This window comes from Shewanella loihica PV-4 (assembly GCF_000016065.1).
GTDB lineage: Bacteria > Pseudomonadota > Gammaproteobacteria > Enterobacterales > Shewanellaceae > Shewanella > Shewanella loihica.
The window spans coordinates 1,795,654-1,816,842 of record NC_009092.1; the positions used below are offsets into that span (position 1 = coordinate 1,795,654).

A 21,189-nucleotide genomic window follows, 5' to 3' on the forward strand; every position below is an offset into this window, starting at 1 on the left:
TGCTTTGTTGGTGTCCGTTAGCGATTAAAAATCAGCAATAAAAAAGGCAGGGATAACCCTGCCTTTTTTGTTTTTTGACCCACTATTTAGTGGGCGATATCGCTGACGCGTGCATCCCTTTAGGCCCCTGTTCCACCTCGAATTGGACTGATTGGCCTGCTTTTAGAGTTCGATAGCCTTCCATTTCAATGGTAGAATAGTGTGCGAAAACGTCTTCACCACCAGCTTCAGGGCAGATAAACCCGAATCCTTTGGCGTTGTTGAACCATTTCACAGTTCCGTTTGCCATACTTCCACTTCCTTCTGTTGTTTACTGACCAGTAAGATAGTAAAACTTATGAGGCGGGGTAAATTCACCGCTCGATGAACAGAATGAAACCAGTAAAAGCGGATGTCAAGACCAATTTAACAAAAAGGCAACATTTACGCCAAATTCGTCAGCAATTGGTTCTAATGGTCGGATGAGTAACAGGTTTATCCCGGGTGGTCAGCAACTTTTGGAAGAAGCCAAAACTAGAGGCTAATATTGAAATATGGGTAAAGTAGGTAATATTGAGCATATTGAAGAGCGCGCGGAAACTGAACTCATGCCGCCTTCGATGTACAAAGTGATCTTAAACAACGATGACTATACCCCGATGGACTTTGTCATCGAGGTGTTACAACTCTTTTTTAATAAAAATGAACAAGAAGCCACAGATATCATGTTGGCGATTCATCACCAAGGTAAGGGAATTTGCGGCGTTTTCCCTTTCGGCATTGCAGAAACCAAGGTCGCACAAGTAAATCAGTTTGCAAGACAAAACCAACATCCGTTACTGTGTTCATTAGAGAAAGCCTGAATATCGAAGTTTTGTGATTATTTTAGGGGGTGCTTATGTTAAATAAAGATTTAGAGGTCACCTTGAATCTGGCGTTCCAACAAGCCAGAGACGCGCGACACGAATACATGACCGTAGAGCATCTGCTATTGGCGTTAATCGATAATCCTGCGGCTCAAGAGGCGCTGCTCGCCTGCGGTGCAAACCTCGATAAGTTAAGAGAAGAGGTGTCGAGTTTCATCGAACAGACCACACCTATCATCAGCGATCCCAACGACGACAGAGAAACCCAGCCTACCTTAGGTTTTCAGCGCGTGCTGCAGCGCGCCGTCTTTCATGTGCAATCCTCGGGGCGTAACGAGGTGACTGGTGCCAACGTCTTAGTGGCCATCTTCAGCGAGCAGGAGTCTCAGGCGGTTTACCTGCTCCGTAACGGTGAGATCACCCGTCTGGATGTGGTCAACTACATCTCCCACGGCGTGTCACGTGATGAGCTGGATAATGCTCAGGAACCCGAGCAGATTGAAGATCACAGTGAATCGGAAGAGCGCAGCAAGCTGTCGCAATTTACCGCTAACCTCAACGAAGAGGCCCGCAAAGGAAATATCGATCCCCTGATCGGCCGCTCCGATGAGATAGAGCGCTCGATTCAGATCCTCTGCCGTCGCCGCAAGAATAATCCACTATTGGTGGGTGAGGCTGGCGTCGGTAAGACGGCGATTGCCGAGGGGCTTGCCTATCGCATCGTCAACGACGAGGTTCCTGAGGTGATGGCTGATGCCACTGTCTACTCGCTGGATCTCGGCGCCTTGCTGGCCGGTACCAAATATCGTGGTGACTTTGAGAAACGCTTTAAGAGCCTGCTCAAGGAGCTCTCGCAAGATAAGCACGCCATACTGTTTATCGACGAGATCCACACCATTATCGGCGCAGGCGCGGCATCTGGTGGCGTGATGGATGCGTCTAACTTGCTAAAGCCGCTGCTCTCTAGTGGCCATCTTCGCTGTATGGGTTCGACCACCTTCCAGGAGTATCAGAGCATCTTCGAGAAAGATCGTGCCCTGGCCAGACGTTTCCAGAAGGTGGATATCAACGAGCCTTCGGTGGCGGAAACCACTAAGATCCTACAAGGTCTCAAGAGCAAGTATGAGGAGCACCATGGCGTGCGCTATACCATGGCGGCCTTGTCGGTGGCGGCCCGTCTGGCGGATAAGCATATCAACGACAGACATCTTCCCGATAAGGCGATCGATGTGATCGACGAGGCGGGCGCCCGCATGGCGATGCAGCCAGCGAGCAAGCGCAAGAAGACCATAGGTCAGGCGGAGATCGAGTCTATCATAGCTAAGATAGCGCGGATCCCTGAGAAGACGGTATCGGCCACCGATAAGGATATGCTGAAGAACCTTGAGCGTAATCTTAAGATGGTGGTGTTTGGCCAGGATAAGGCTATTGAAGCCTTAAGCTCGGCGATTCGCCTGTCACGCTCTGGCCTCAGCGGCGCCCACAAGCCAGTGGGTAGCTTCCTGTTTGCCGGTCCGACCGGTGTGGGTAAGACGGAGGTCACCAGTCAGCTGGCGTCCTGTCTCAGCCTCAAGCTGGTGCGTTTCGATATGTCCGAGTATATGGAGAGTCATACCGTGTCTCGCCTTATCGGTGCGCCGCCGGGCTATGTTGGCTACGATCAGGGGGGCTTGTTAACCGATGCGGTGATCAAGAACCCACATTGCGTGGTGCTGCTCGATGAGATCGAAAAGGCCCATCCTGATGTCTACAACCTGCTGCTGCAGGTGATGGACCACGGTACCTTGACCGACAACAATGGTCGCAAGGCGGACTTTAGACACGTGACCCTGGTGATGACGACCAACGCGGGCGTGCAGGAGACGGTGCGTAAATCCATCGGCTTCAAGCAGCAAGATCACAGCCAGGACGCTTTGTCTGAGATCAACCGCGTCTTCTCGCCCGAGTTCAGAAACCGCTTGGATGAGATCATCTGGTTCAACCATCTGGATATGACGGTCATCGCCAAGGTGGTCGACAAGTTCCTGGTCGAGCTGCAGGCGCAACTGGATGAGAAATCTGTGGTGCTGGATGTGAGCGATGATGCCAGAACCTTACTGGCTGAGAAGGGCTATGATAAGGCGATGGGGGCACGGCCTATGGCCCGTGTGGTCACCGAGATGATCAAACGACCACTTGCCGATGAGATCCTCTTTGGCAAGCTGGAGAAGGGCGGTGTGGCCCATGTGGATGTCGACGGTGATAAGCTGACCATCAAGATCGAACAGTCGGAGCGGCTGACACAGGCGTAATACACTGACGTAATAAAAAGGCTGCAGATGCAGCCTTTTTTCATGATTTGGTTTATGTGTCAGATCCTGCCTAGTTGCTAGAACCTTCTTCAACCTTCTTCGCTGCCTGATTCGGCTTGGTCGGGACTGTGTCGGTTTCCGCCAGTCTCTGCCATTGTCGCTATCGATTAGGAACAAAAAAACCGGCACTGCCGGTTTTTATTATTCGCAAGCTAACGATTAGCGTGAACGGAAGACGATGCGCCCTTTGCTCAAATCATAAGGGGTCAGCTGAACTGTGACCTTATCACCCGTTAGAATACGGATGTAGTTTTTACGCATTTTGCCTGAGATATGGGCGATTACTACGTGACCATTCTCTAGCTCTACTCGAAACATTGTATTTGGCAAGGTTTCAAGAATAGTGCCTTGCATCTCAATGTTGTCTTCTTTCGCCATTAATCAGTTATCCTGTTAGCCTTCAAATATTAAAAACGGGCGTATCATGCCGCAAATTAGCGCTTCTGTAAAGAGGTGTTCGTTATCTGGGCAAATATCTGTTTGCTTTATTTTTTCTCATTAAGCGCGCTTATTCACTGAGTTGCCAACCATTTGCGGTCAATATCTCGTAGGGATGGTAGGCGGTCTTGTAATTCATCTTACGTGACTCATGGATCTGATAACCCAGGTAGACATGCGCCTTGTGCATCTGCCTCGCGAGATCGCACTGCAATAGAATCATCAAGGAGCCCAGAGAGCGTTTATCCAGCGCGGGGGCAAAGAAGCTGTAGATGGCCGACAGGCTGTTTGGCAACACGTCAGTGACCGCTACGCCTATCAGCTCACCTTCGAGCCGCAGTTCGAGCAGCTTTGGTGGATGCCAGCTGCACTGCACGAAATGATCATACTGTTCTCGTGAGGGGGGATACATGGGACCATCGTGGTGGCGCGCCTTGATGTACCTGTCATAGAGCGCGTAGTGCTCGTCGGTGCAGGTGTCGACCAGGCGCCAGCTAACATCCTGATTCTGTTTCAGGGTGCGTTTCTGCCGTCGTGACGGCATAAATAGGTCCACCGGAATACGTATCGGCAGGCAGGCCTGGCAGTGAGGGCAATGTGGCTTATAGATGGTCTCGCCGCTGCGGCGAAAACCCAAGGCCAAGAGCTTCTCAAACAGGGTGAGGTCGAGAGATTCCTCCTGCAGCACTAACAGCTGCTCCTGCTTGCCCTGCAGGTAGCTGCAGTCGAAGGTATGTGTCATACCCACCTGTATGGTGTCGGATCTAGAGTTCAATCTGCACCTCTTGTGGGTGCCAGGCATCGCTGGCAACCTCGATATCGCGAAAACGCTTCAATAGGTTGATGAAATCCGCTCGCTTTAATGCCTTGGCACCCAGGGATGCCAGATGAGGATTCATGACCTGGGCGTCGATCAGTCGGTATCTGTGTGATAGCAGGTGTTGGTGCAGCATGGCCATGGCTGCCTTGGAGGCATTGCTCTGCAGGTGAAACATGGACTCGCCGCAAAACACCTGGCCGATGGCCACCCCATAGAGGCCGCCAATCAGCTTATCGCCGTCCCATACCTCAATCGAGTGGGCCTTGTTGTACTTGTGTAGCGCCTTATAGGCCTGCTGTATCTCTAAGGTGATCCAGGTACCTTCCTTGCCTTGGCGGGTGAGGGCACAGTGCTCAATTACACTGTTAAAGGCGCGATTGACGCTGAAGCGCCACTGACGGCGTTTGATATCGCGCTTCAGGCTGCGACTGACCTTGAGTGAACCGGGTACAAATACGGCGCGGGGGTCGGGCGACCACCAGAGGATGGGATCGTTTTCGTTAAACCAGGGGAAGATCCCCTCATAGTAGGCGTTAAGCAGACGCTTGGGGTGTAGATCGCCGCCGATGGCCAAGAGTCCGTTTGGATCGGTTAGGGCAAACTCCGGCGAAGGGAACTTTGCCAGCTCATGATTTAAATAGGACAGTGAGTTCACAATTGAGTAAAATTAGTTATCGGCCTCTTTATAAGTTAGCGGAAAACCTCTTATGTTGAAACCTACCTCCCGCCTCTTTCGCTTTATTTGGTCAGTTTTTATCTTGCTTGCCAGCCTAGGGCTGAGTGCTGGTGTCGGTGCCGCCTACGAGCGCAATCAAGCCGTCCCCGTCGAGAAGGTAGAGTATGGTTATGTCACCTCGGTACGTAACATTACTCAGACGCAGTTAGTGGAAGATCGTAACCAGGGCTGGCGCACATTTGGCGGCGCCTTGATAGGTGGCGTCATAGGGCATCAATTTGGTGGCGGTAGCGGTCAGGATGTTGCCACAGTATTGGGGGCCCTCATTGGTGGCGGCATAGGCCATAATGCGGGCGGCGATTACTATCAGCAGTTGAAGCTGGTGGAGCTGATGATACGTTATGAAGATGGTCGGGAGGTAATGGTGATTCAAGACCTGGATCCCGGCATGATTTTCAACGTCGATGATGAGGTGCGCGTGGTCTACCTGCAGGGGGGCGTGCGAGTCGACCTGGCGATGTAGCAGTCGTACAGCGACGTAATTTAAAGCTAATTCAATGAAAGCTAGTCGTATAAAAGCATTCAACAAAAAAGGAGCCATGGGGCTCCTTTTTTTATGACGATACGTTCTTATAACGATAAGTGGCTTGTTTAGAAGCCGCGAGGAAGTTGTCCTTTACCCGCCAGCTTTGCACGCCAAAGCTCTTTCGGTGTCATGCCACCAGAGGTTGATTTGCTGGCTTTCGCATCTGCCTTAGGCTTGGCTGCTTTCGCAGGTGCGGCTTTCTTAGGCGCTGCCTTAGGTTTTTCCGCTTTTGCAGGAGCCTTAGCTGCAGGAGCTTGCTCACCTTGTTCAGCCAACATAGCTTCTAAATCACTAAAACGAAGAGACTTACCACCATCGATCTTGTACCAGCTTCCTTTCTGCTCGATGGTAACGCTCTTACCCTGCGCCTTGCTCAATGCAGCCTCGAGTGTGCTGATCACCTCTTCTTTGGTCAACTTTGACATAGTATTAACCTATTTCTTTTAATGTGTAATTGAAGGTTTGGCCTAATTTTATAGCTGAAACGCCTGAATTGTCCAATTTTCACAGAAATTCAACGTATTTCTATGAACTGAGGCCCAGATATGGCTAAACTAGGCGCTATCGCCACGGTCATTTTTCAGCCTTTGAGCGCTGGAACGGCCAAAGTTATTTGATTCATATGAGGAGCTTAGATGAATCGCACAGCATTGACTCGATACCTCACGGAATTTCTGCAGGTAGGCAGCTACAAGGATTATGCCCCCAATGGGTTACAGGTCGAGGGCAAGGAGCGAATTAAGACGATTGTCACCGGAGTGACCGCCTGTCAGGCATTGATCGACAAGGCGGTTGAGCTAAACGCCGATGCCTTGCTGGTGCATCATGGCTTCTTCTGGAAGGGTGAGCCTGAGACCATCACCGGGATGAAGTATCGTCGCATCAAGTCATTGATCAATAATGATATCAACCTCTATGGTTATCATCTGCCGCTCGACGGTCATCCTATGCTGGGGAACAACGCCGAGTTGGCTAGAGAGCTTGGGATCATAGATGCCGAGTCGGTGGAGGGGGTTGCCCAGGGGCTGGTGTGGCAGGGGCGTCTCGATGAGCCTATGGCGCCGAGTGCGTTTGCCGAACATCTTGCGAGTGTTCTTGGCCGTCAGGCCTTGCACCTGGGAGAGAGCGATAAGCCGATTCATCGCCTGGCCTGGTGTAGCGGCGGGGCGCAAGACTACATAGATATCGCCGTAGATTTGGGCGTCGATGCCTTTATCAGTGGCGAGGTGTCTGAGCGTACCTTCCATAGCGCGGTCGAGCAGGATATTCACTACTTTGCCGCGGGTCATCACGCCACGGAAAGATTCGGTATCAAGGCATTGGGCGAGCACCTGGCCAATGAGTTTGGTTTGACTCACCATTTTGTGGATATCGACAATCCGGTGTAACGAATCGATTGTTAAAGCTGACTCAAGTCGAGTTTCTAAAAGAAAAGGCCGCTAGTTAGCGGCCTTTTTTGTGTCTTCTCGGTTGAGTCCCGAACAAAGCGACTTATTTCACGCGCATGCCAGGTTGGGCACCTTCATGTGGCTCCAGGATCCACAGATCTTTTTTACCAGGACCGGCCGCAAGCACCATGCCTTCAGACATGCCGAAACGCATCTTACGCGGTGCCAGGTTAGCGACCATTACGGTCAGCTTGCCTTCCAGATCTTCTGGGGCATAGGCAGACTTGATGCCGGCAAACACCTGCTTAGTCTCGCCACCTAGGTCCAGCTGCAGCTTAAGCAGCTTGTTGGCATCAGGCACATGTTCCGCCTTGGCGATACGGGCGATACGCAGATCTAACTTGGCGAAGTCGTCGAAGCTGATCTCTTCGCTGATAGGATCGAGATCCAGCTGGCTCTTAGGCGCCTCGGCTACCTGCAGGTTCTCGGTCGAGGCTTCGATAATGGCTTCGATGTTCTTCATCTCGACACGTTGCATCAGTGCCTTGAACGGCGCGATTTCGTGACCGCTGAGATCTTTTGCCAGGTCATCCCAGGTCAGCTCAAGTTGTAGGAAGGCCTCCACATCCTGGGCCAGTTTTGGCAGCACAGGCTTGAGGTAGGTCACCAGGATGCGGAACAGGTTCAGCGCGTTGCTACATACCTGGTGGGCTTCCTCTTGCTTATCTTCCTCTTTCACCAGCTGCCATGGGGCCGCATCGGCGACAAAGGCGTTGGCGATATCGGCGAGGGCCATGATCTCACGCATCGCCTTACCAAATTCACGGGTCTCGTAAAACTCGGCGATGGCATCTGCCTTGGCGAGGAAAGTTTCAGTCAGGCTAGCGTCGGCAACCTTGGCCAGCTTGCCGTCGAAACGCTTGCTGATAAAGCCTGCGGTGCGAGAGGCGAGGTTAACCAGCTTACCCACGAGATCTGAGTTGACGCGCTGGGCGAAGTCTTCCAGGTTAAGGTCGAGATCGTCGATACGGCTGCTGAGCTTAGCCGCATAGTAGTAACGCAGGTACTCAGGATTTAAGTTATCCAGATAGGTTCTGGCCTTGATGAAGGTGCCTTTAGACTTTGACATCTTGGCGCCGTTCACCGTCACATAGCCGTGGGCGTAGACGCTGTTTGGCTTACGGAATCCCGCGCCTTCTAGCATGGCAGGCCAGAACAGGCTGTGGAAGTAGACGATATCTTTACCGATGAAGTGGTATACCTCGGCGGTTGAGTCTTTTGCCCAGAACTCGTCGAAGTTAAGGTCGCTGCGCTTGTTGCACAGGTTCTTGAACGAGCCCATGTAGCCGATAGGCGCATCTAGCCAGACGTAGAAGAATTTACCCGGTGCATCAGGGATCTCGAAGCCGAAGTAAGGCGCATCACGGGTAATGTCCCACTGCTGCAGGCCCTGTTCGAACCACTCGCCCAGCTTGTTGGCCATCTCTTGTTGTAGCGAACCTGAACGGGTCCACTCTTTCAACATATCTTCGAAGGCGGGTAGGTCGAAGAAGAAGTGCTCAGTCTCCTTCATCACAGGTGTGGCACCCGATACTGCCGATTTAGGATCGATTAGATCCGTTGGGCTGTAGGTCGCGCCGCAGCTGTCACAGTTGTCGCCATATTGATCCACAGACTTACACTTGGGGCAGGTGCCCTTAACGAAGCGATCCGGCAGGAACATAGACTTTTCAGGATCGAACAGCTGAGAGATGGTCTTTGACTTGATATAGCCGCCATCGCGAAGTTTGAGGTAGATCTCGCTCGCCAGCTCACGGTTTTCGTCGCTGTGGGTGCTGTGGAAATTATCGAACTGAATATTAAAGTCGGCAAAATCCTGCTGATGCTCTTTCTGTACCTGAGCGATCATCTCCTCTGGCGCCATGCTGAGCTGCTGCGCCTTAAGCATGATGGGCGTGCCGTGGGCATCGTCTGCACAGATATAGTGACATTCGTGGCCGCGTAGCTTTTGAAAACGCGCCCAGATATCGGTTTGAATATATTCAAGCATGTGACCTAAATGAATGGGGCCATTGGCGTACGGAAGTGCGCTGGTCACGAGAATTTTACGTTGTGAAGTTGCCATCTTGTCTCTAAATCAGTAAGTGCCCAAAAAGAATGGCATAGATACTAACCGATCATCGCTAAAGTTTCATCAAAAGCTGCTTTAAGTGAACTAAATCTATCCGAATATGAGGAGTTTTTCTGATACACTTAGCCAAATTTATTTTTGGAGGTAGTCGTTTTGTCTTCAGCGTCTCAGAATTATCATCTCAGCGATGATCTGCTCGGTCCGGTTTTGGCTATTTTAGATGCCCATCAAGACCCCTATTTAATGCAAGGTCTGGTGAGCGCAGGTTGCGTGACCAAGCTGGATATTGAAGGCAAGCGATTGCAGCTGGGGCTGTGTTATCCCTACCCCTGTCAGAGCCAGTATCGCGATACCGTCATGGCGATCACCAATAAGCTGGCGCTGCTTGATGCCATCGATGAAGTCGAGTGCGAAATCGATTTCCAGCCTGCGGTGATTTCGGCCGGTGCGGTCGAGCCGCTGCCAAACGTCAAACAGGTAATTGCCGTTGCTTCGGGTAAGGGCGGCGTGGGTAAGTCGACCACCTCGGTTAACCTGGCGCTAGCATTAGCGGCAGAAGGCGCCAAGGTGGGGATTCTCGATGCCGATATCTATGGCCCCTCGATTCCGCTCATGCTGGGCGTGCCAAACTTTAACCCTGTCTCACCGGACGGCAAGATGATGACTGCCGCCGAGGCCCATGGTATAGCCGCTCAGTCTATCGGCTTTATCGTCAGCGGTGATGAGGCCGCCGTATGGCGCGGCCCTATGGCGGCCGGTGCATTGGCGCAGCTGCTTAATGAGACGCTATGGCCCGAGCTGGATTATCTGGTGATCGATATGCCACCAGGCACAGGCGACATTCAGCTTACCCTATCGCAGAAGGTGCCGGTAAGCGGCGCCGTGGTGGTCACCACCCCGCAAGATATCGCCCTAGCCGATGCCAAGAAGGGGATCAGCATGTTCCAGAAGGTGAATATTCCTGTGCTGGGTATTGTCGAGAACATGAGTTTCCATATCTGTAGCGACTGTGGTCATAAGGAGCATCTCTTCGGTGAAGATGGCGGCCTTAAGATGGCAGCACGTTACAATGTACCGCTTTTGGGGCAGCTACCGCTGCAACTGAATATCCGCGAGGATGTGGATAAAGGCACGCCGACCGTGGTGGCGGATGGCGAGAGCCAGGTGGCCTTGTTGTATAAGGAGATCGCCAGAAAGGTGGGGGCACAACTTGCCCTGAGCCAGACACAGAGTGTCGTATCTATTTCAATTTCAGATGATGAGTAAGGTTTACAAAGCATGAATTCGCAATGTGTCATAATTGGTATCGCAGGGGCATCGGCATCGGGTAAGAGCCTAATCGCGAAGACGATTTTCGAGGAGCTATGCCGTGATCTGGGCACAGATCAGATAGGGGTTATCGCCGAGGATGCCTACTATAAGGATCAGGGCCATCTGTCGATGGACCAGCGTGTCCTAACCAATTACGATCACCCAAAGGCGCTGGATCATCAGCTGCTGTGTGAACACCTTAGCGCCCTGAAAAATGGCGAGGCGGTGGAGATCCCTCAATACAGCTATACCGAGCATACCCGTATGGCCGAGACAGTGACCATGACACCTAAGAAGGTGATCATCCTCGAGGGGATCTTGCTACTGACAGATCCTAACCTGCGCGAGCAGATGGATGCCAGCGTCTTCATGGACACGCCACTGGACATCTGTTTCATGCGCCGCCTGACCCGCGATGTGGCCGAGCGTGGCCGTACCATGGAGTCTGTGATGCAGCAGTACACTCAGACAGTGCGTCCAATGTTCCTGCAATTTATCGATCCTTCTAAGCAATATGCCGATATTATCGTGCCGCGTGGTGGTAAAAACCGCATCGCAACCGATATATTAAAGGCTAGAATTCAACACCTTTTAGCAAAATAATCGCTTGATATGGGGAGTTAGGCTGGGATGCGTTTAACGGATTTAGAGATAGCAGCATGTTTAGAGGAGGGGAGTATTGTCATCGATCCCCGTCCCGATGCTGAGGCCATCAGTGGCGTCAGTGTCGATGTGAAACTCGGTAATCAGTTCCGCGTATTTCAAGACCATACGGCCCCCTATATCGATCTAAGCGGCCCCAGCAGCGAGGTGCAGGAGGCCCTAGATCGCGTGATGAGCGATAAGATAGTGATCCCCGAAGGGGAAGCCTTTTTCCTTCATCCCGGCGAGCTCGCACTGGCTGTTACCCATGAGAGTCTGACCCTGCCCGCCGATATCGTCGGCTGGTTGGATGGCCGTTCTTCTTTGGCACGGTTAGGGCTCATGGTGCATGTCACGGCCCATCGCATCGATCCCGGTTGGCAGGGAAAGATAGTGCTTGAGTTCTTCAACAGCGGCAAGCTTCCCCTGGCCTTGAAGCCTATGATGACCATAGGCGCCCTCAACTTCGAGCGCCTAAGCTCGCCCGTGGCGCGCCCCTACAATAAGCGCAAGAGCGCTAAATACAGGGATCAGCAAGAAGCCGTTGCCAGCCGGATCAGTCAGGACAAATGATGTCGCAGACTATCTGGGTATATGGTGAACAAGCAGCAAGTGTTTCGGCGTCCGACAGGGGACTGGCCTACGGCGATGGCCTGTTTGCCACCATGCGCTGTCGAGGCGCTGAGGTACTCTTCATCGAGAGTCACCTGCTTCGTTTGGCCCAAGGGGCTCATCGCCTTGGCTTCCCGCTGCCAGATGCTGCTGTGCTGAGCGAGCAAATAGCAAAGGCCTGTGAGCAGGGGGCCAAACAGTTTTCCCAAGATTATTGCCTCAAGTTACTCGTAAGCCGCGGCACTGGCGGACGCGGTTATATGCCGCCGCAAACGCCCGCACCGACCTGTGTGTTGTCGCTACATGAGATCCCCGCGCATTACCGTCAGTGGCAAGCTGCTGGCATCAAGTTGCAACTAAGTCCGGTGACGCTCGGCCAGCAGCCGCTGCTGGCGGGCATGAAACACCTTAATCGTCTCGAGCAGGTGTTGATCCGCACACACAAGTTAGATGACGGATTCGATGATTGGCTGGTCTGCGACACGGCTGGCAACATTATCGAGGCCTCCATGGCCAACCTCTTCTTTATAAAGGGCCGCACCATAGTTACGCCGAGTCTGGATCAGGCCGGGGTGGCTGGTGTGATGCGCGAGCAGTTGTTGCTCTGGTTTGTCGAGGCCGGGTTTACTCTCGAGGTGCGCCGCGTATCATCCGAAGAGCTCAAGCATTTTGACCATGTTCTGGCCAGCAACAGCCTGTTTGGCGCTGTGCCGGTGAATGGCATCGCAAAGCACTCATTCGGCCATAGCCCTCTGCTAACCCAATTGCTACACGATCTAAAAATAATATTATGAAAAAACTGATCAAATGCGTGCTCATCGCACTCTTTAGCTTATTAACCTTGAGCGCGATTGGCCTGTATTGGGTCTATCAGAGCGTGGTGAGTTATGGCCAGATGCCGCTTAAGCTAGAAGCCCCCGTCGAGTTTGAGGTGGCGCGTGGTACCTCCTTTTCACAGATGGCGAACACCTTGGCACAAACAGGTGCCGTGGACGAGCTTTGGAAGCTTAAGCTGCTGGTTAAGCTGCGCCCCGAGCTTGCCAAGATCCGCAGCGGTCTGTATCAAATTTCTCCCAATGACACTGTGGTCGAGCTGCTCGAAAAGTTGCGTCAGGGAAAGGAGATGGTCTTCACCGTGACCCTGGTCGAAGGGCAGAGCATCAAAGAGTGGCGCGAGCAGCTCAAGCAATTACCGCGCCTGAAGTGGAAGGAGGGCGCCTTCCTGGAGGTGCTTGAGGACAATGGCGATAAGTCTAAGCTGCCCGAGGGGAAGTTCTATCCCGACACCTACCATTATGGCAATGGCGACTCGGTTAAGGTGATTCTGCAGCAGAGCTATCAGAAGATGCAGCAGGAGCTAGACAGGGCCTGGCAGGAGCGCGACCAGAGCATACCGCTAAAGAGTCCCTATGAGCTGCTGACCATGGCATCGATTATCGAAAAAGAGACGGGTAAGGCCAGCGAGCGTCCCTGGATCTCGGCGGTCTTTACCAATAGATTGCGTAAGGGGATGCGTCTACAGACAGATCCTACTGTGATCTACGGCATGGGGGAGCGTTACCAGGGCAATATTACCCGCAAAGACTTGCGCGAGCAGACGCCCTACAACACCTATCGTATTCATGGCCTGACGCCGACGCCCATAGCCGCGCCGAGCGGGGCATCCCTGATGGCGGCGGCGCGTCCGGCCGATGTCGACTACCTCTACTTCGTGTCGAAGAATGACGGCAGCCATATATTTTCTAAAACATTAACCGAGCACAACCGTGCTGTAGACAAGTATCAGAGAAATCGATGAAGCAAAACAGCGCGAAATTTATCGTTATCGAAGGATTAGAAGGGGCTGGCAAGTCGAGTGCCATCGCCCTGGTGAGAGATTTTATCGAGAAACATAACGGCGTACCGCCCGTGTGCACCCGTGAACCAGGCGGCACGCCACTGGCAGAGCGCATTAGGGATCTGGTGAAGATTGCCGACCCTAATGATCCCCTGTGTGATGAGTCAGAGTGTTTGCTCATCTATGCCGCCAGGGCGCAGCTGGTGGCCAACGTGATAAAGCCGGCTTTGGCTCAGGGTAACTGGGTGCTGGGTGACCGTCACAATCTCTCATCTCTGGCTTATCAAGGGGGGGGGCGTCAACTCATGCCGCTGGTCGAGGCGGTGAGTCAGGCCACCCTGAAAGATTTTAAACCCGATCTGACCCTATACTTGGATATCGATCCTCAGCTTGGCTTGCAACGCGCCAGAGACAGGGGCGCCCTGGATAGAATCGAGCAGCAGGCGCTGAGTTTCTTCGAGCGAGCCAGGGCAACTTATTTGCAGCTGGCGGCGCGCGACGAGTCTATCGTAGTGATCGATGCCAGCCAGACGATGGCGCAGGTGCATAAAGAGATCTTGGCCGTGTTGCAACGACAAGACTGGTCATGACAGTTGGGGAGTCTTTGATGGATCTACCTTGGTTAACCCCGGTTTGTGAGGCTTTCTGTAGCCAGCTGATATCTGGCCAGCAGGGCCACGCCTATCTGTTGGGGATCCACCAAGGCTATGGCGGCATGCAACTAGCCAATACCTTGGCTCAGGCCAGCCTGTGTATGGCGCCGAGGGCCATTGGCGCCTGCGGTGTGTGTAAGAGCTGTCAGTTGTTTATCGCCGGTAACCATCCTGATTGCTATCAGCTGGAGGCCGACGGCAATCAGATCAAGGTAGATCAAGTCAGGGAGCTGTGTCAGAAGTTGACCGCCACTGCCCAGCAAGGGGGCAGACGGGTCGCTGTGATTAAAAACTGTGAGCGACTCAACACCGCGGCGGCCAACGCCCTGTTGAAGACTTTGGAAGAGCCGGGCAGAGAGACCCTCTTGTTGCTCCAGAGTGATACCCCCAGTCGTTTGATGGCTACCATAAGCAGTCGTTGTCAGCGCCTGCATTGCCAGCTGCCGAGCCGTGAGGCGGTGCAGGAGTGGCTGGCGGCGCAGTTTAGCCTAACGAGTGATGTGACCTGGTGTCTGCCGGTTGTCGGCGGCCCTGTCGATCTGCTCACCGCCTTAAATGATGGTCGCTACGAAGCCTTGATCGGCCTCAGAAAAGCCTGGGTGCAAAGTTTGTCGTCTGGGCACCTGTGTGCTAACTTAACTAATATAGATGAAAAGCAAGTTTCTGATGCACTTAAGGTTTTGTATGTTGTCCTGCGACAAAAACTGGTGAAGCAGAAAAATGCTGATGCATTAATTAACATCAAGATAACAAAATTTGCAGCCAAGGTTATGGAGACGTATCATAGCCTGAGTATGATGCCTAATGTGAATTTTATGGCCGTTTTTCAGGCGTTTATCTTAGAGTATCAGTCGCTAACAACAAGTTAAAATAATATGGTCGATCTCGTGGTTAATTTTGATACATTACATCAGCTATATAGAGCCTACATGCCCTTCATACAGCCCGCGGGCCTGTTTGTGGCGACTACCGAAAGCCATTATTTAGGGCAGGAACTTACCATCGCCTATCAACTACCGGGCTCAACCGTGCGTCATGAGTTTCAGGGCCTGGTGGTGTGGATCAATCCTCTGGGCGCATCCGGTGGCCGACCGGCGGGGATTGGGGTGAAGATAATCACCGACGCCCAGACCCACAAACATCATATCGAAAACCTACTTTCCCGCGAACTCGCCTCAGGCGATTTGACCTGTACCATGTAGATAGCTATCCTTTGGCTCCTTTTGTAGTGACTTAGGATTTTTGCGTGCTTATCGATTCCCATTGCCATCTCGATCGCCTTAAGGCGGCGCCCGATCAAGATTCATTGAAGACCTTGCTGACTCAAGCCAAGGAGCGCGGCGTGGAGTATTTCCTGTGCGTCAATGTGCGCCAGCAAGGTTTTGCCTCTATGCAGGCGAAAATGGCAGCCTTCGACCAGGTGTTCCTGTCGGCGGGCGTACATCCGCTGGATGTGCAGGAGGGGCTGGATACGGCGCAGCTGCAAAGCTATCTGCAAGATCCTAAGGTGGTCGCCATCGGTGAGACAGGCCTGGATTATTACTATTCGGGCGAGACCAAGACGCTACAACAGCAATGTTTCGAGCAGCAGATCGCCCTGGCGGTCGAGGTAGATAAGCCGTTGATCGTCCACACCCGTGATGCCCGTGAAGATACCATCGCCATGTTGAAAGCAGGTAACGCGGACAAGGTGGGCGGTGTGCTGCACTGCTTCACCGAGAATTGGGAGATGGCCAAGGCCGCCATCGATCTGGGCTTCTATATCTCAGTCTCTGGCATAGTGACCTTTAAGAATGCCGGTGAGCTGCGCTCTGTGATCCGCAAGGTGCCAAAGGACAGACTCCTGGTGGAAACCGATGCGCCGTATCTTGCGCCCGTGCCTCATCGCGGCGAAGAGAACCAACCTGCGTTTGTTCGGGATGTGGCGGAGTTTGTAGCTGAGCTGCGCGGCGAGAAGTATGAAGAACTGGCAGAGTATTCCGGCGATAACTTCTTCAGGCTGTTCAAAGACGCGGCTAAGTTAGTGAAAGCCTAGTGACTGTTGAGTGATATAGATTCAGCGAACTTGGCATATTTAGCATATTTGGCGGCATTGAGAAGTGTTGCTGAGCACAGCGTTTAAGAAAAGCTGCGAAGAATAGGCTTATCCAACAAGCCAAGATAAGTAGATAAAAAAAGACCCAAAACTATTCCAATTGTTCTGGGTCTAGGGGAATGGCTCTTTGCAGAGCCGTGCGCTACTGTTTGAGATTGCCTCGAATTTCATCTCAGGCTTTTAGTGTAGTCAAACTCCACCTCACTGCCGGACTCGTCTAGGCAAATCTCAGATTAAAATGTAACAAAATGTTAATACGTGCCCACTGACGTTAATTCAGTGGCTTTTGCTTTAGTCTTCGCCAGTAGCTTGCTGATCTACTGCCATCGCCGAAGAAGAGCAGATTTTATCCCGCACCAGGTCTCTGGGCAGGCTGTTCTTCAGCTTATTGCCCAGATGTTTCACCAGGCCTAAGTGGGCGCCTTGGTAGCTGACCAACCGCTCGCCTTGTGGCTTCTCTTTGCTGGTTAAGGCGATATCACGCCCCATCAGGTATTGAATCGCCTGAGCCTCATCAAGGGGGATCCCTCGTAACCTGTCGGCCAGCGCCATTACGGCCTCGTGTCTAGGCTTAAAGCCTTTCTTCAGGGCGTCGGCCAGCTTGAGACCGATCCGCTGAAAACGGATCTTACCGATGAGCGGGTCGACATTAGTCGGAAACAGCCAAAACTCATCGTCTCTTTGCATCAAAATCCCCTGACCATCGAGTTTGATGCCGAAGCTGGTATCGAAGTAGTCGCAGAGGGCCTGGCGAGACTTCTTGTCGATTGGGGTAAAAGGAAAGTTCTTCTGCTTGCGTGGCTCCTCGCTGTTTCGTGGCACGGCGGCGATCTTGGTTAGCTTGGCGATGAAGAAGCCTTCGCTGTCGAAGATCTGTGGCCAGACATGGAGGAAGCCTTCACTGGTACTGGCCTTCTCGGCGCCGGGGAAGAGTCCGGCAAGGGATTCAAACTGCACCGCATCGCCATAGGTGGCCTTGAGGTGCAAACAGACGTCCTGATTTTCGCGGCGATTGAGGGTACAGGTGGAATAAACCAGGCTGCCGCCGGGCTTTAACGCCAGAAAGGCCGACTCGATCAGGTCGCGTTGTACGCTGGCAATAGCCTCTATCTCACTCTCGTCCCAATGTTTGAGGGCGTCTGGGTCTTTGCGCACCGTGCCTTCACCGCCGCAGGGGGCGTCGAGCAGTATGGCATCGAAGCTCTCGAACAGATACTTGCCAAACACTCTGGCATCGAAGTGCGTGAGGGCGAGATTACTGGCGCCCATGCGCTGCACGTTGGCGTGTAGCACCTTGACCCGGCTGGAGGAGTATTCGTTGGCGACCAACAAGCCTTGGTTGTTCATCATGGCGGCAAGCTGAGTGGTCTTAGACCCCGGCGCCGAGGCCATATCCAGCAGGGTGAGGGAGGTCGCATCTTCTATCGGCTCGGGAAACAGTGCCTTAGGCGGCAGCATGGAGCTGGCCTCCTGAATATAAAACAGCCCCTGTATATGCTCTACCGTGTTACCCAGCTGCACCGAGTCATCCACCTTGACCCAGAAGCCGTCCTCGCACCAGGGCACAGGTTCAAATTGCCAACCTTTGGCATTCATCATGGTGATAAAGTCAGCAGTCGTTATCTTGAGGGTGTTGACCCTGATGGAGGGACGTAAAGGCTTGGCGCAATAGCTGATAAATTCATCCATCGAGAGATGATCCGGCATATCTTTCGCTATGCTATTGATAAAATTTTGATTTAGTTGAACCATAGGTAACAGAATAGAGATATCGTTAGTCGCCAGTATATCACATCCATTATCGGGCCTTGAGCAAAGCTTGGGGTGAAAGGAGTCTCGGGTGTTAAATCGCGTTTGGTTTGCCTTTTTTGTCACCGCCTTAGTCGCAATCGCCATCAGTCTGTTTCAGGGGCAGTGGCAGATCCTCTCTGCCGTGGTCGATGCCCTGTTTGCCAGTGCCAAGTTGGCCGCCGAAATTGCTTTGGGGCTGATAGGCGTGCTTTCCCTATGGATGGGCTTGATGCGAGTGGGAGAGAAGGCGGGTGTGGTGGGCCTCTTTGCCCGTCTGTTTGAGCCTTTACTCAGCCGTTTGATGCCAGAGGTGCCCAGGGGACACCCCGCCTTTGGCAGCGTTACCATGAATTTGACCGCCAATGTGCTGGGGTTAGATAACGCTGCTACGCCGCTAGGGCTCAAGGCGATGCAGGATCTGCAGAGCCTGAATCCGGTGAAGAGTGTGGCTACCAATGCGCAGATCCTTTTTTTGGTGCTCAACACCTCTTCGGTCACCTTAGTGCCAGTCACCGTCTTTCTCTACCGCGCCCAGCAAGGCGCCGAGTCGCCGGCGGATATCTTTCTGCCTATCTTGCTGGCGACCACGGCCTCGACTCTGGTGGGTGTATTAGTGGTGGCCATCTATCAGCGTATCTCACTGCTCAATAGTGTTTTGCTGGGATATGCGGCCTTGATGCTGGCGGCGGTATCTGCCCTAGTATTTTATCTGGGCACTTTAACCGTTTCTGCCATAGGTGAGTTTTCGACGGCGCTTGGCAACGGCATCTTAGTGCTGCTGATCTTCAGCTTCATTCTGGTGGCAGGATTGCGTAAGGTGGCCGTTTATGATGAGTTTGTCGGCGGCGCCAAGGAGGGCTTTACGCAGGCGGTGCAGCTGATCCCTTATCTGCTTGCCATGCTACTGGCCATCGCCTTGCTACGCGCCTCGGGCGCGCTCGACTATCTGCTAGGGGTTATCGCCGCCCTGGTGAATCTGGTCGGGGGGGATACCCGGTTTGTCGATGCCTTGCCAACCGCCTTGATGAAGCCCTTCAGCGGTTCGGGCGCCCGCGCCATGATGCTGGAGACGATGCAGCATTATGGGGTCGACTCCTTTGCCGGTCGCTTAGCGGCCGTGGTGCAGGGGAGCACCGAGACCACCTTCTATGTGCTGGCGGTCTACTTCGGCGCCGTGGGAATACGTAATGGTCGTCATGCTCTGGTGTGCGGCTTAAGCGCGGACTTTGCCGGGATCTGCGCCGCGATCTGGGTCTGTTATCAGTTTTATGGTTGAGTGACGTAAACAGAATGCTGAGCTGGCGGTCGAAATTGCCAAGCGGGAATTAGTGACGCAAGTAGGCCGCTAGGGGGGATCTCCTAACGGCCTTCAATGGAAGATATTGTGAAGCTTAGAAGCGGTAGCTTACCGACAGCATAGGGCCGATAAAGCTGTAATACAGGTTATAGTCTGCCACGTTAAGCTGATCTGAGACACTGTGTTTAAAGTCAACGTCGACCTTGTAGTAGTTAAAGGCGGCTGACATGTGCCAGTTCTTGGTGATCTCAGCTTCGACACCGGCGCGGATATCGACCAGGCTGCCCTTGATATCATCGAGCTTGATGTAGAAATACTGTGCGTGAGCGTTGAACTTGAAGCCTGGGCTGAACTCATAGTCGCCATACAGGCCAACGTCCGGCAGTGGCGCCGTGACCTCTTCATCGACAAATCTTGGTGTGGCGGTCTGCGCGCATTGTTGTAGCGTCTCACCTTTGGCACAGACACCTATGTCACCGTCAAACGCTGTCTTGATAAACATGGTGTGTACGCCCAGGGACAGGCCAAGATTGAAGTTATTCCCCTGATAGAAGTTATAACCATAGCCGAGGCGGGCGATGTCGATATTGAGGGTGGTCTCCAGACGACCGCCGGATTGAATATCGTAAACCTGATCGTCTAGGGTGACTTGAAACGGTATGGTAAGTTTCTGTACTTCGGCGTTGCGGTGCAGCTGTTTCCAGTCGAAATAGATGCTGTGACGCGAATTGAAGTGGTAGCTGGCCTCGAAAAATGGCAGAAACTGCGATTCTTCCAATGCCAAGTCTTCTTCGAAATCAAGCCTGAAATTATTACCCTGAACCGGGTTGGTGACATCCATGCTGGAGTTAGAGTTGGAGTAGAAACCGCCGAGTTTTAGCATGATCTCGCTGGGTTCTACCGGTGCCGACACCGAATAGGAATTGGCAGCTCCAGCGGCGAAAACCGAAGAGCTAAAGAGACCCAAGCTAAATATGGCGACCGACTTAATCACTAACTACAACCTCTATCAACTAATAATTATTATAAGTTATTGATTTATTTAGTAAGACTTTTTTACTACGTTATCATTCTAGCAGGATATTTAAAATTGTGAATGATTTGTATCAAAAAATGTCAAGGTTGCGGCGTTTTTGTTGATATTGGGAGCTGGATTACAGAAATAAAAAGGCTCCCGATAGTGTATCGAGAGCCTGGTATTCAAGCTGGCAGCGGGTTAGAAAACCAGTGGCCAGAGGATCAGTAGCCAGGTGATACCACACAGGGCCAGGGCGATAAAGACAGCCGCTGAGGCGATATCTTTTGCCTGTCCGCTTAGGGGATGGATTTCGTGACCGATACGGTCGACCACCGCCTCGATGGCCGAGTTAAGCAACTCGACGATCAAGACTATCATCAGTGTCATGATGAGCAGGATGCGTTCAACCATATGCACATCTACCAGTAGTGCGACAGGCAGCATGAAGAGAACCAAGATCAACTCTTGGCGAAAGGCTGCCTCAGATTGCCAAGCAAGCTTAAGGCCTTGCATAGAGAAACCTGTCGCTCTGAAGATACGTTTAATGCCGTGGTTATTTTCCGGTTTCATAGGTGTCCATTTCGTTTGTTCGATTTTGTCAGTGTTGATTTTGTTTGTGTCGTTCTACTGTTTCAGCCTGCCTTTCTCTGATGCAGGCTGGCGAGTTACAAATTGGGCGCTAGTATAACACTCTAGTT

23 protein-coding genes are annotated in these 21,189 nt (G+C 52.5%); 14 read left to right on the forward strand and 9 right to left on the reverse strand.

The genetic code is table 11. The features are described 5' to 3' along the window. Positions 1-82: 82 nt before the first annotated feature. Positions 83-289 carry a cold shock domain-containing protein CspD gene (cspD, locus tag SHEW_RS08125; RefSeq protein ID WP_011865363.1) on the reverse strand — a complete coding sequence of 69 codons (207 nt, stop codon included), beginning with the start codon at positions 287-289 and terminating at the stop codon, positions 83-85. A 244-nt stretch (positions 290-533) separates the two neighbouring features. Between cspD and clpS the strand changes: the two genes are divergently transcribed. Beyond that, a complete protein-coding gene (gene clpS, locus SHEW_RS08130; protein ID WP_011865364.1) occupies positions 534-842 on the forward strand; it encodes an ATP-dependent Clp protease adapter ClpS in 309 nt (102 codons plus the stop codon). A 35-nt stretch (positions 843-877) separates the two neighbouring features. Continuing rightward, positions 878-3,136, forward strand: coding sequence for an ATP-dependent Clp protease ATP-binding subunit ClpA (gene clpA, locus SHEW_RS08135; RefSeq protein ID WP_011865365.1), 2,259 nt, complete (start codon positions 878-880; stop codon positions 3,134-3,136). Positions 3,137-3,355: 219 nt separating this feature from the next. On the opposite strand, the gene infA is transcribed toward clpA, so the two are convergent. The 3 genes from infA to aat all read right to left on the reverse strand — a co-directional run bounded on the left by infA (position 3,356) and on the right by aat (position 5,109). Further along, positions 3,356-3,574 carry a translation initiation factor IF-1 gene (infA, locus tag SHEW_RS08140; protein ID WP_011865366.1) on the reverse strand — a complete coding sequence of 73 codons (219 nt, stop codon included), beginning with the start codon at positions 3,572-3,574 and terminating at the stop codon, positions 3,356-3,358. A gap of 130 nt (positions 3,575-3,704) precedes the next feature. After that, positions 3,705-4,409, reverse strand: a complete 705-nt coding sequence (locus SHEW_RS08145) for an arginyltransferase (protein WP_011865367.1) — start codon at positions 4,407-4,409, stop codon at positions 3,705-3,707. After that, the gene (gene aat, locus SHEW_RS08150; protein ID WP_011865368.1) at positions 4,399-5,109 is read right to left on the reverse strand and encodes a leucyl/phenylalanyl-tRNA--protein transferase; all 711 of its coding nucleotides are present in this window, start codon (positions 5,107-5,109) and stop codon (positions 4,399-4,401) included. Before aat ends, SHEW_RS08145 begins: the two co-directional genes overlap by 11 nt. Positions 5,110-5,161: 52 nt before the next feature. On the opposite strand from aat, the gene SHEW_RS08155 reads away from it, so the two are divergent. Continuing rightward, the gene (locus SHEW_RS08155; RefSeq protein ID WP_011865369.1) at positions 5,162-5,653 is read left to right on the forward strand and encodes an outer membrane lipoprotein; all 492 of its coding nucleotides are present in this window, start codon (positions 5,162-5,164) and stop codon (positions 5,651-5,653) included. 128 nt (positions 5,654-5,781) lie between these two features. On the opposite strand, the gene SHEW_RS08160 is transcribed toward SHEW_RS08155, so the two are convergent. Continuing rightward, complete coding sequence (locus tag SHEW_RS08160; protein ID WP_011865370.1) at positions 5,782-6,141, reverse strand: hypothetical protein; 360 nt, start codon at positions 6,139-6,141, stop codon at positions 5,782-5,784. A 210-nt stretch (positions 6,142-6,351) separates the two neighbouring features. Here SHEW_RS08160 and SHEW_RS08165 point away from each other — a divergent pair, with 210 nt between their 5' ends. Then, positions 6,352-7,104 (forward strand): Nif3-like dinuclear metal center hexameric protein, encoded by a 753-nt coding sequence (locus SHEW_RS08165; RefSeq protein WP_011865371.1) that lies wholly within the window; start codon positions 6,352-6,354, stop codon positions 7,102-7,104. A gap of 103 nt (positions 7,105-7,207) precedes the next feature. On the opposite strand, the gene metG is transcribed toward SHEW_RS08165, so the two are convergent. Beyond that, positions 7,208-9,229 (reverse strand): methionine--tRNA ligase, encoded by a 2,022-nt coding sequence (gene metG / locus SHEW_RS08170; RefSeq protein ID WP_011865372.1) that lies wholly within the window; start codon positions 9,227-9,229, stop codon positions 7,208-7,210. Between the two features lie 159 nt (positions 9,230-9,388). Between metG and apbC the strand changes: the two genes are divergently transcribed. From apbC to SHEW_RS08215, 9 genes are read left to right on the forward strand one after another with little or no spacing between them, the layout of a single operon-like run. Next, complete coding sequence (apbC, locus tag SHEW_RS08175; protein WP_011865373.1) at positions 9,389-10,501, forward strand: iron-sulfur cluster carrier protein ApbC; 1,113 nt, start codon at positions 9,389-9,391, stop codon at positions 10,499-10,501. A gap of 12 nt (positions 10,502-10,513) precedes the next feature. After that, a complete protein-coding gene (gene udk / locus SHEW_RS08180) occupies positions 10,514-11,149 on the forward strand; it encodes a uridine kinase (RefSeq protein ID WP_011865374.1) in 636 nt (211 codons plus the stop codon). Positions 11,150-11,176: 27 nt separating this feature from the next. Then, a complete protein-coding gene (dcd, locus tag SHEW_RS08185) occupies positions 11,177-11,761 on the forward strand; it encodes a dCTP deaminase (protein ID WP_011865375.1) in 585 nt (194 codons plus the stop codon). Continuing rightward, entirely contained in the window at positions 11,758-12,594 is an 837-nt protein-coding gene (gene pabC, locus SHEW_RS08190) for an aminodeoxychorismate lyase (protein WP_223294778.1), read from the forward strand. Before dcd ends, pabC begins: the two co-directional genes overlap by 4 nt. Continuing rightward, entirely contained in the window at positions 12,591-13,598 is a 1,008-nt protein-coding gene (mltG, locus tag SHEW_RS08195; protein WP_011865377.1) for an endolytic transglycosylase MltG, read from the forward strand. The genes pabC and mltG overlap by 4 nt, the downstream gene beginning before the upstream one ends. Continuing rightward, positions 13,595-14,227, forward strand: a complete 633-nt coding sequence (tmk, locus tag SHEW_RS08200) for a dTMP kinase (RefSeq protein ID WP_011865378.1) — start codon at positions 13,595-13,597, stop codon at positions 14,225-14,227. The genes mltG and tmk overlap by 4 nt, the downstream gene beginning before the upstream one ends. 17 nt (positions 14,228-14,244) lie before the next feature. Further along, entirely contained in the window at positions 14,245-15,159 is a 915-nt protein-coding gene (holB, locus tag SHEW_RS08205; protein WP_011865379.1) for a DNA polymerase III subunit delta', read from the forward strand. Positions 15,160-15,165: 6 nt separating this feature from the next. Beyond that, positions 15,166-15,492, forward strand: coding sequence for a PilZ domain-containing protein (locus SHEW_RS08210; RefSeq protein WP_011865380.1), 327 nt, complete (start codon positions 15,166-15,168; stop codon positions 15,490-15,492). Between the two features lie 44 nt (positions 15,493-15,536). Next, positions 15,537-16,325 carry a TatD family hydrolase gene (locus tag SHEW_RS08215; protein ID WP_011865381.1) on the forward strand — a complete coding sequence of 263 codons (789 nt, stop codon included), beginning with the start codon at positions 15,537-15,539 and terminating at the stop codon, positions 16,323-16,325. Between the two features lie 351 nt (positions 16,326-16,676). Here the strand turns inward: SHEW_RS08215 and rsmF are convergent, their stop codons facing one another. After that, positions 16,677-18,137 (reverse strand): 16S rRNA (cytosine(1407)-C(5))-methyltransferase RsmF, encoded by a 1,461-nt coding sequence (gene rsmF / locus SHEW_RS08220; protein WP_011865382.1) that lies wholly within the window; start codon positions 18,135-18,137, stop codon positions 16,677-16,679. Between the two features lie 88 nt (positions 18,138-18,225). Between rsmF and SHEW_RS08225 the strand changes: the two genes are divergently transcribed. Then, positions 18,226-19,452, forward strand: a complete 1,227-nt coding sequence (locus SHEW_RS08225) for a spore maturation protein (protein WP_011865383.1) — start codon at positions 18,226-18,228, stop codon at positions 19,450-19,452. Between the two features lie 115 nt (positions 19,453-19,567). Here the strand turns inward: SHEW_RS08225 and SHEW_RS08230 are convergent, their stop codons facing one another. Together SHEW_RS08230 and SHEW_RS08235 are read right to left on the reverse strand one after the other, a co-directional pair. Continuing rightward, positions 19,568-20,356, reverse strand: a complete 789-nt coding sequence (locus tag SHEW_RS08230; RefSeq protein WP_150100033.1) for a DUF481 domain-containing protein — start codon at positions 20,354-20,356, stop codon at positions 19,568-19,570. A 333-nt stretch (positions 20,357-20,689) separates the two neighbouring features. Next, positions 20,690-21,061, reverse strand: coding sequence for a diacylglycerol kinase (locus tag SHEW_RS08235; RefSeq protein WP_011865385.1), 372 nt, complete (start codon positions 21,059-21,061; stop codon positions 20,690-20,692). Positions 21,062-21,189: the final 128 nt, after the last annotated feature.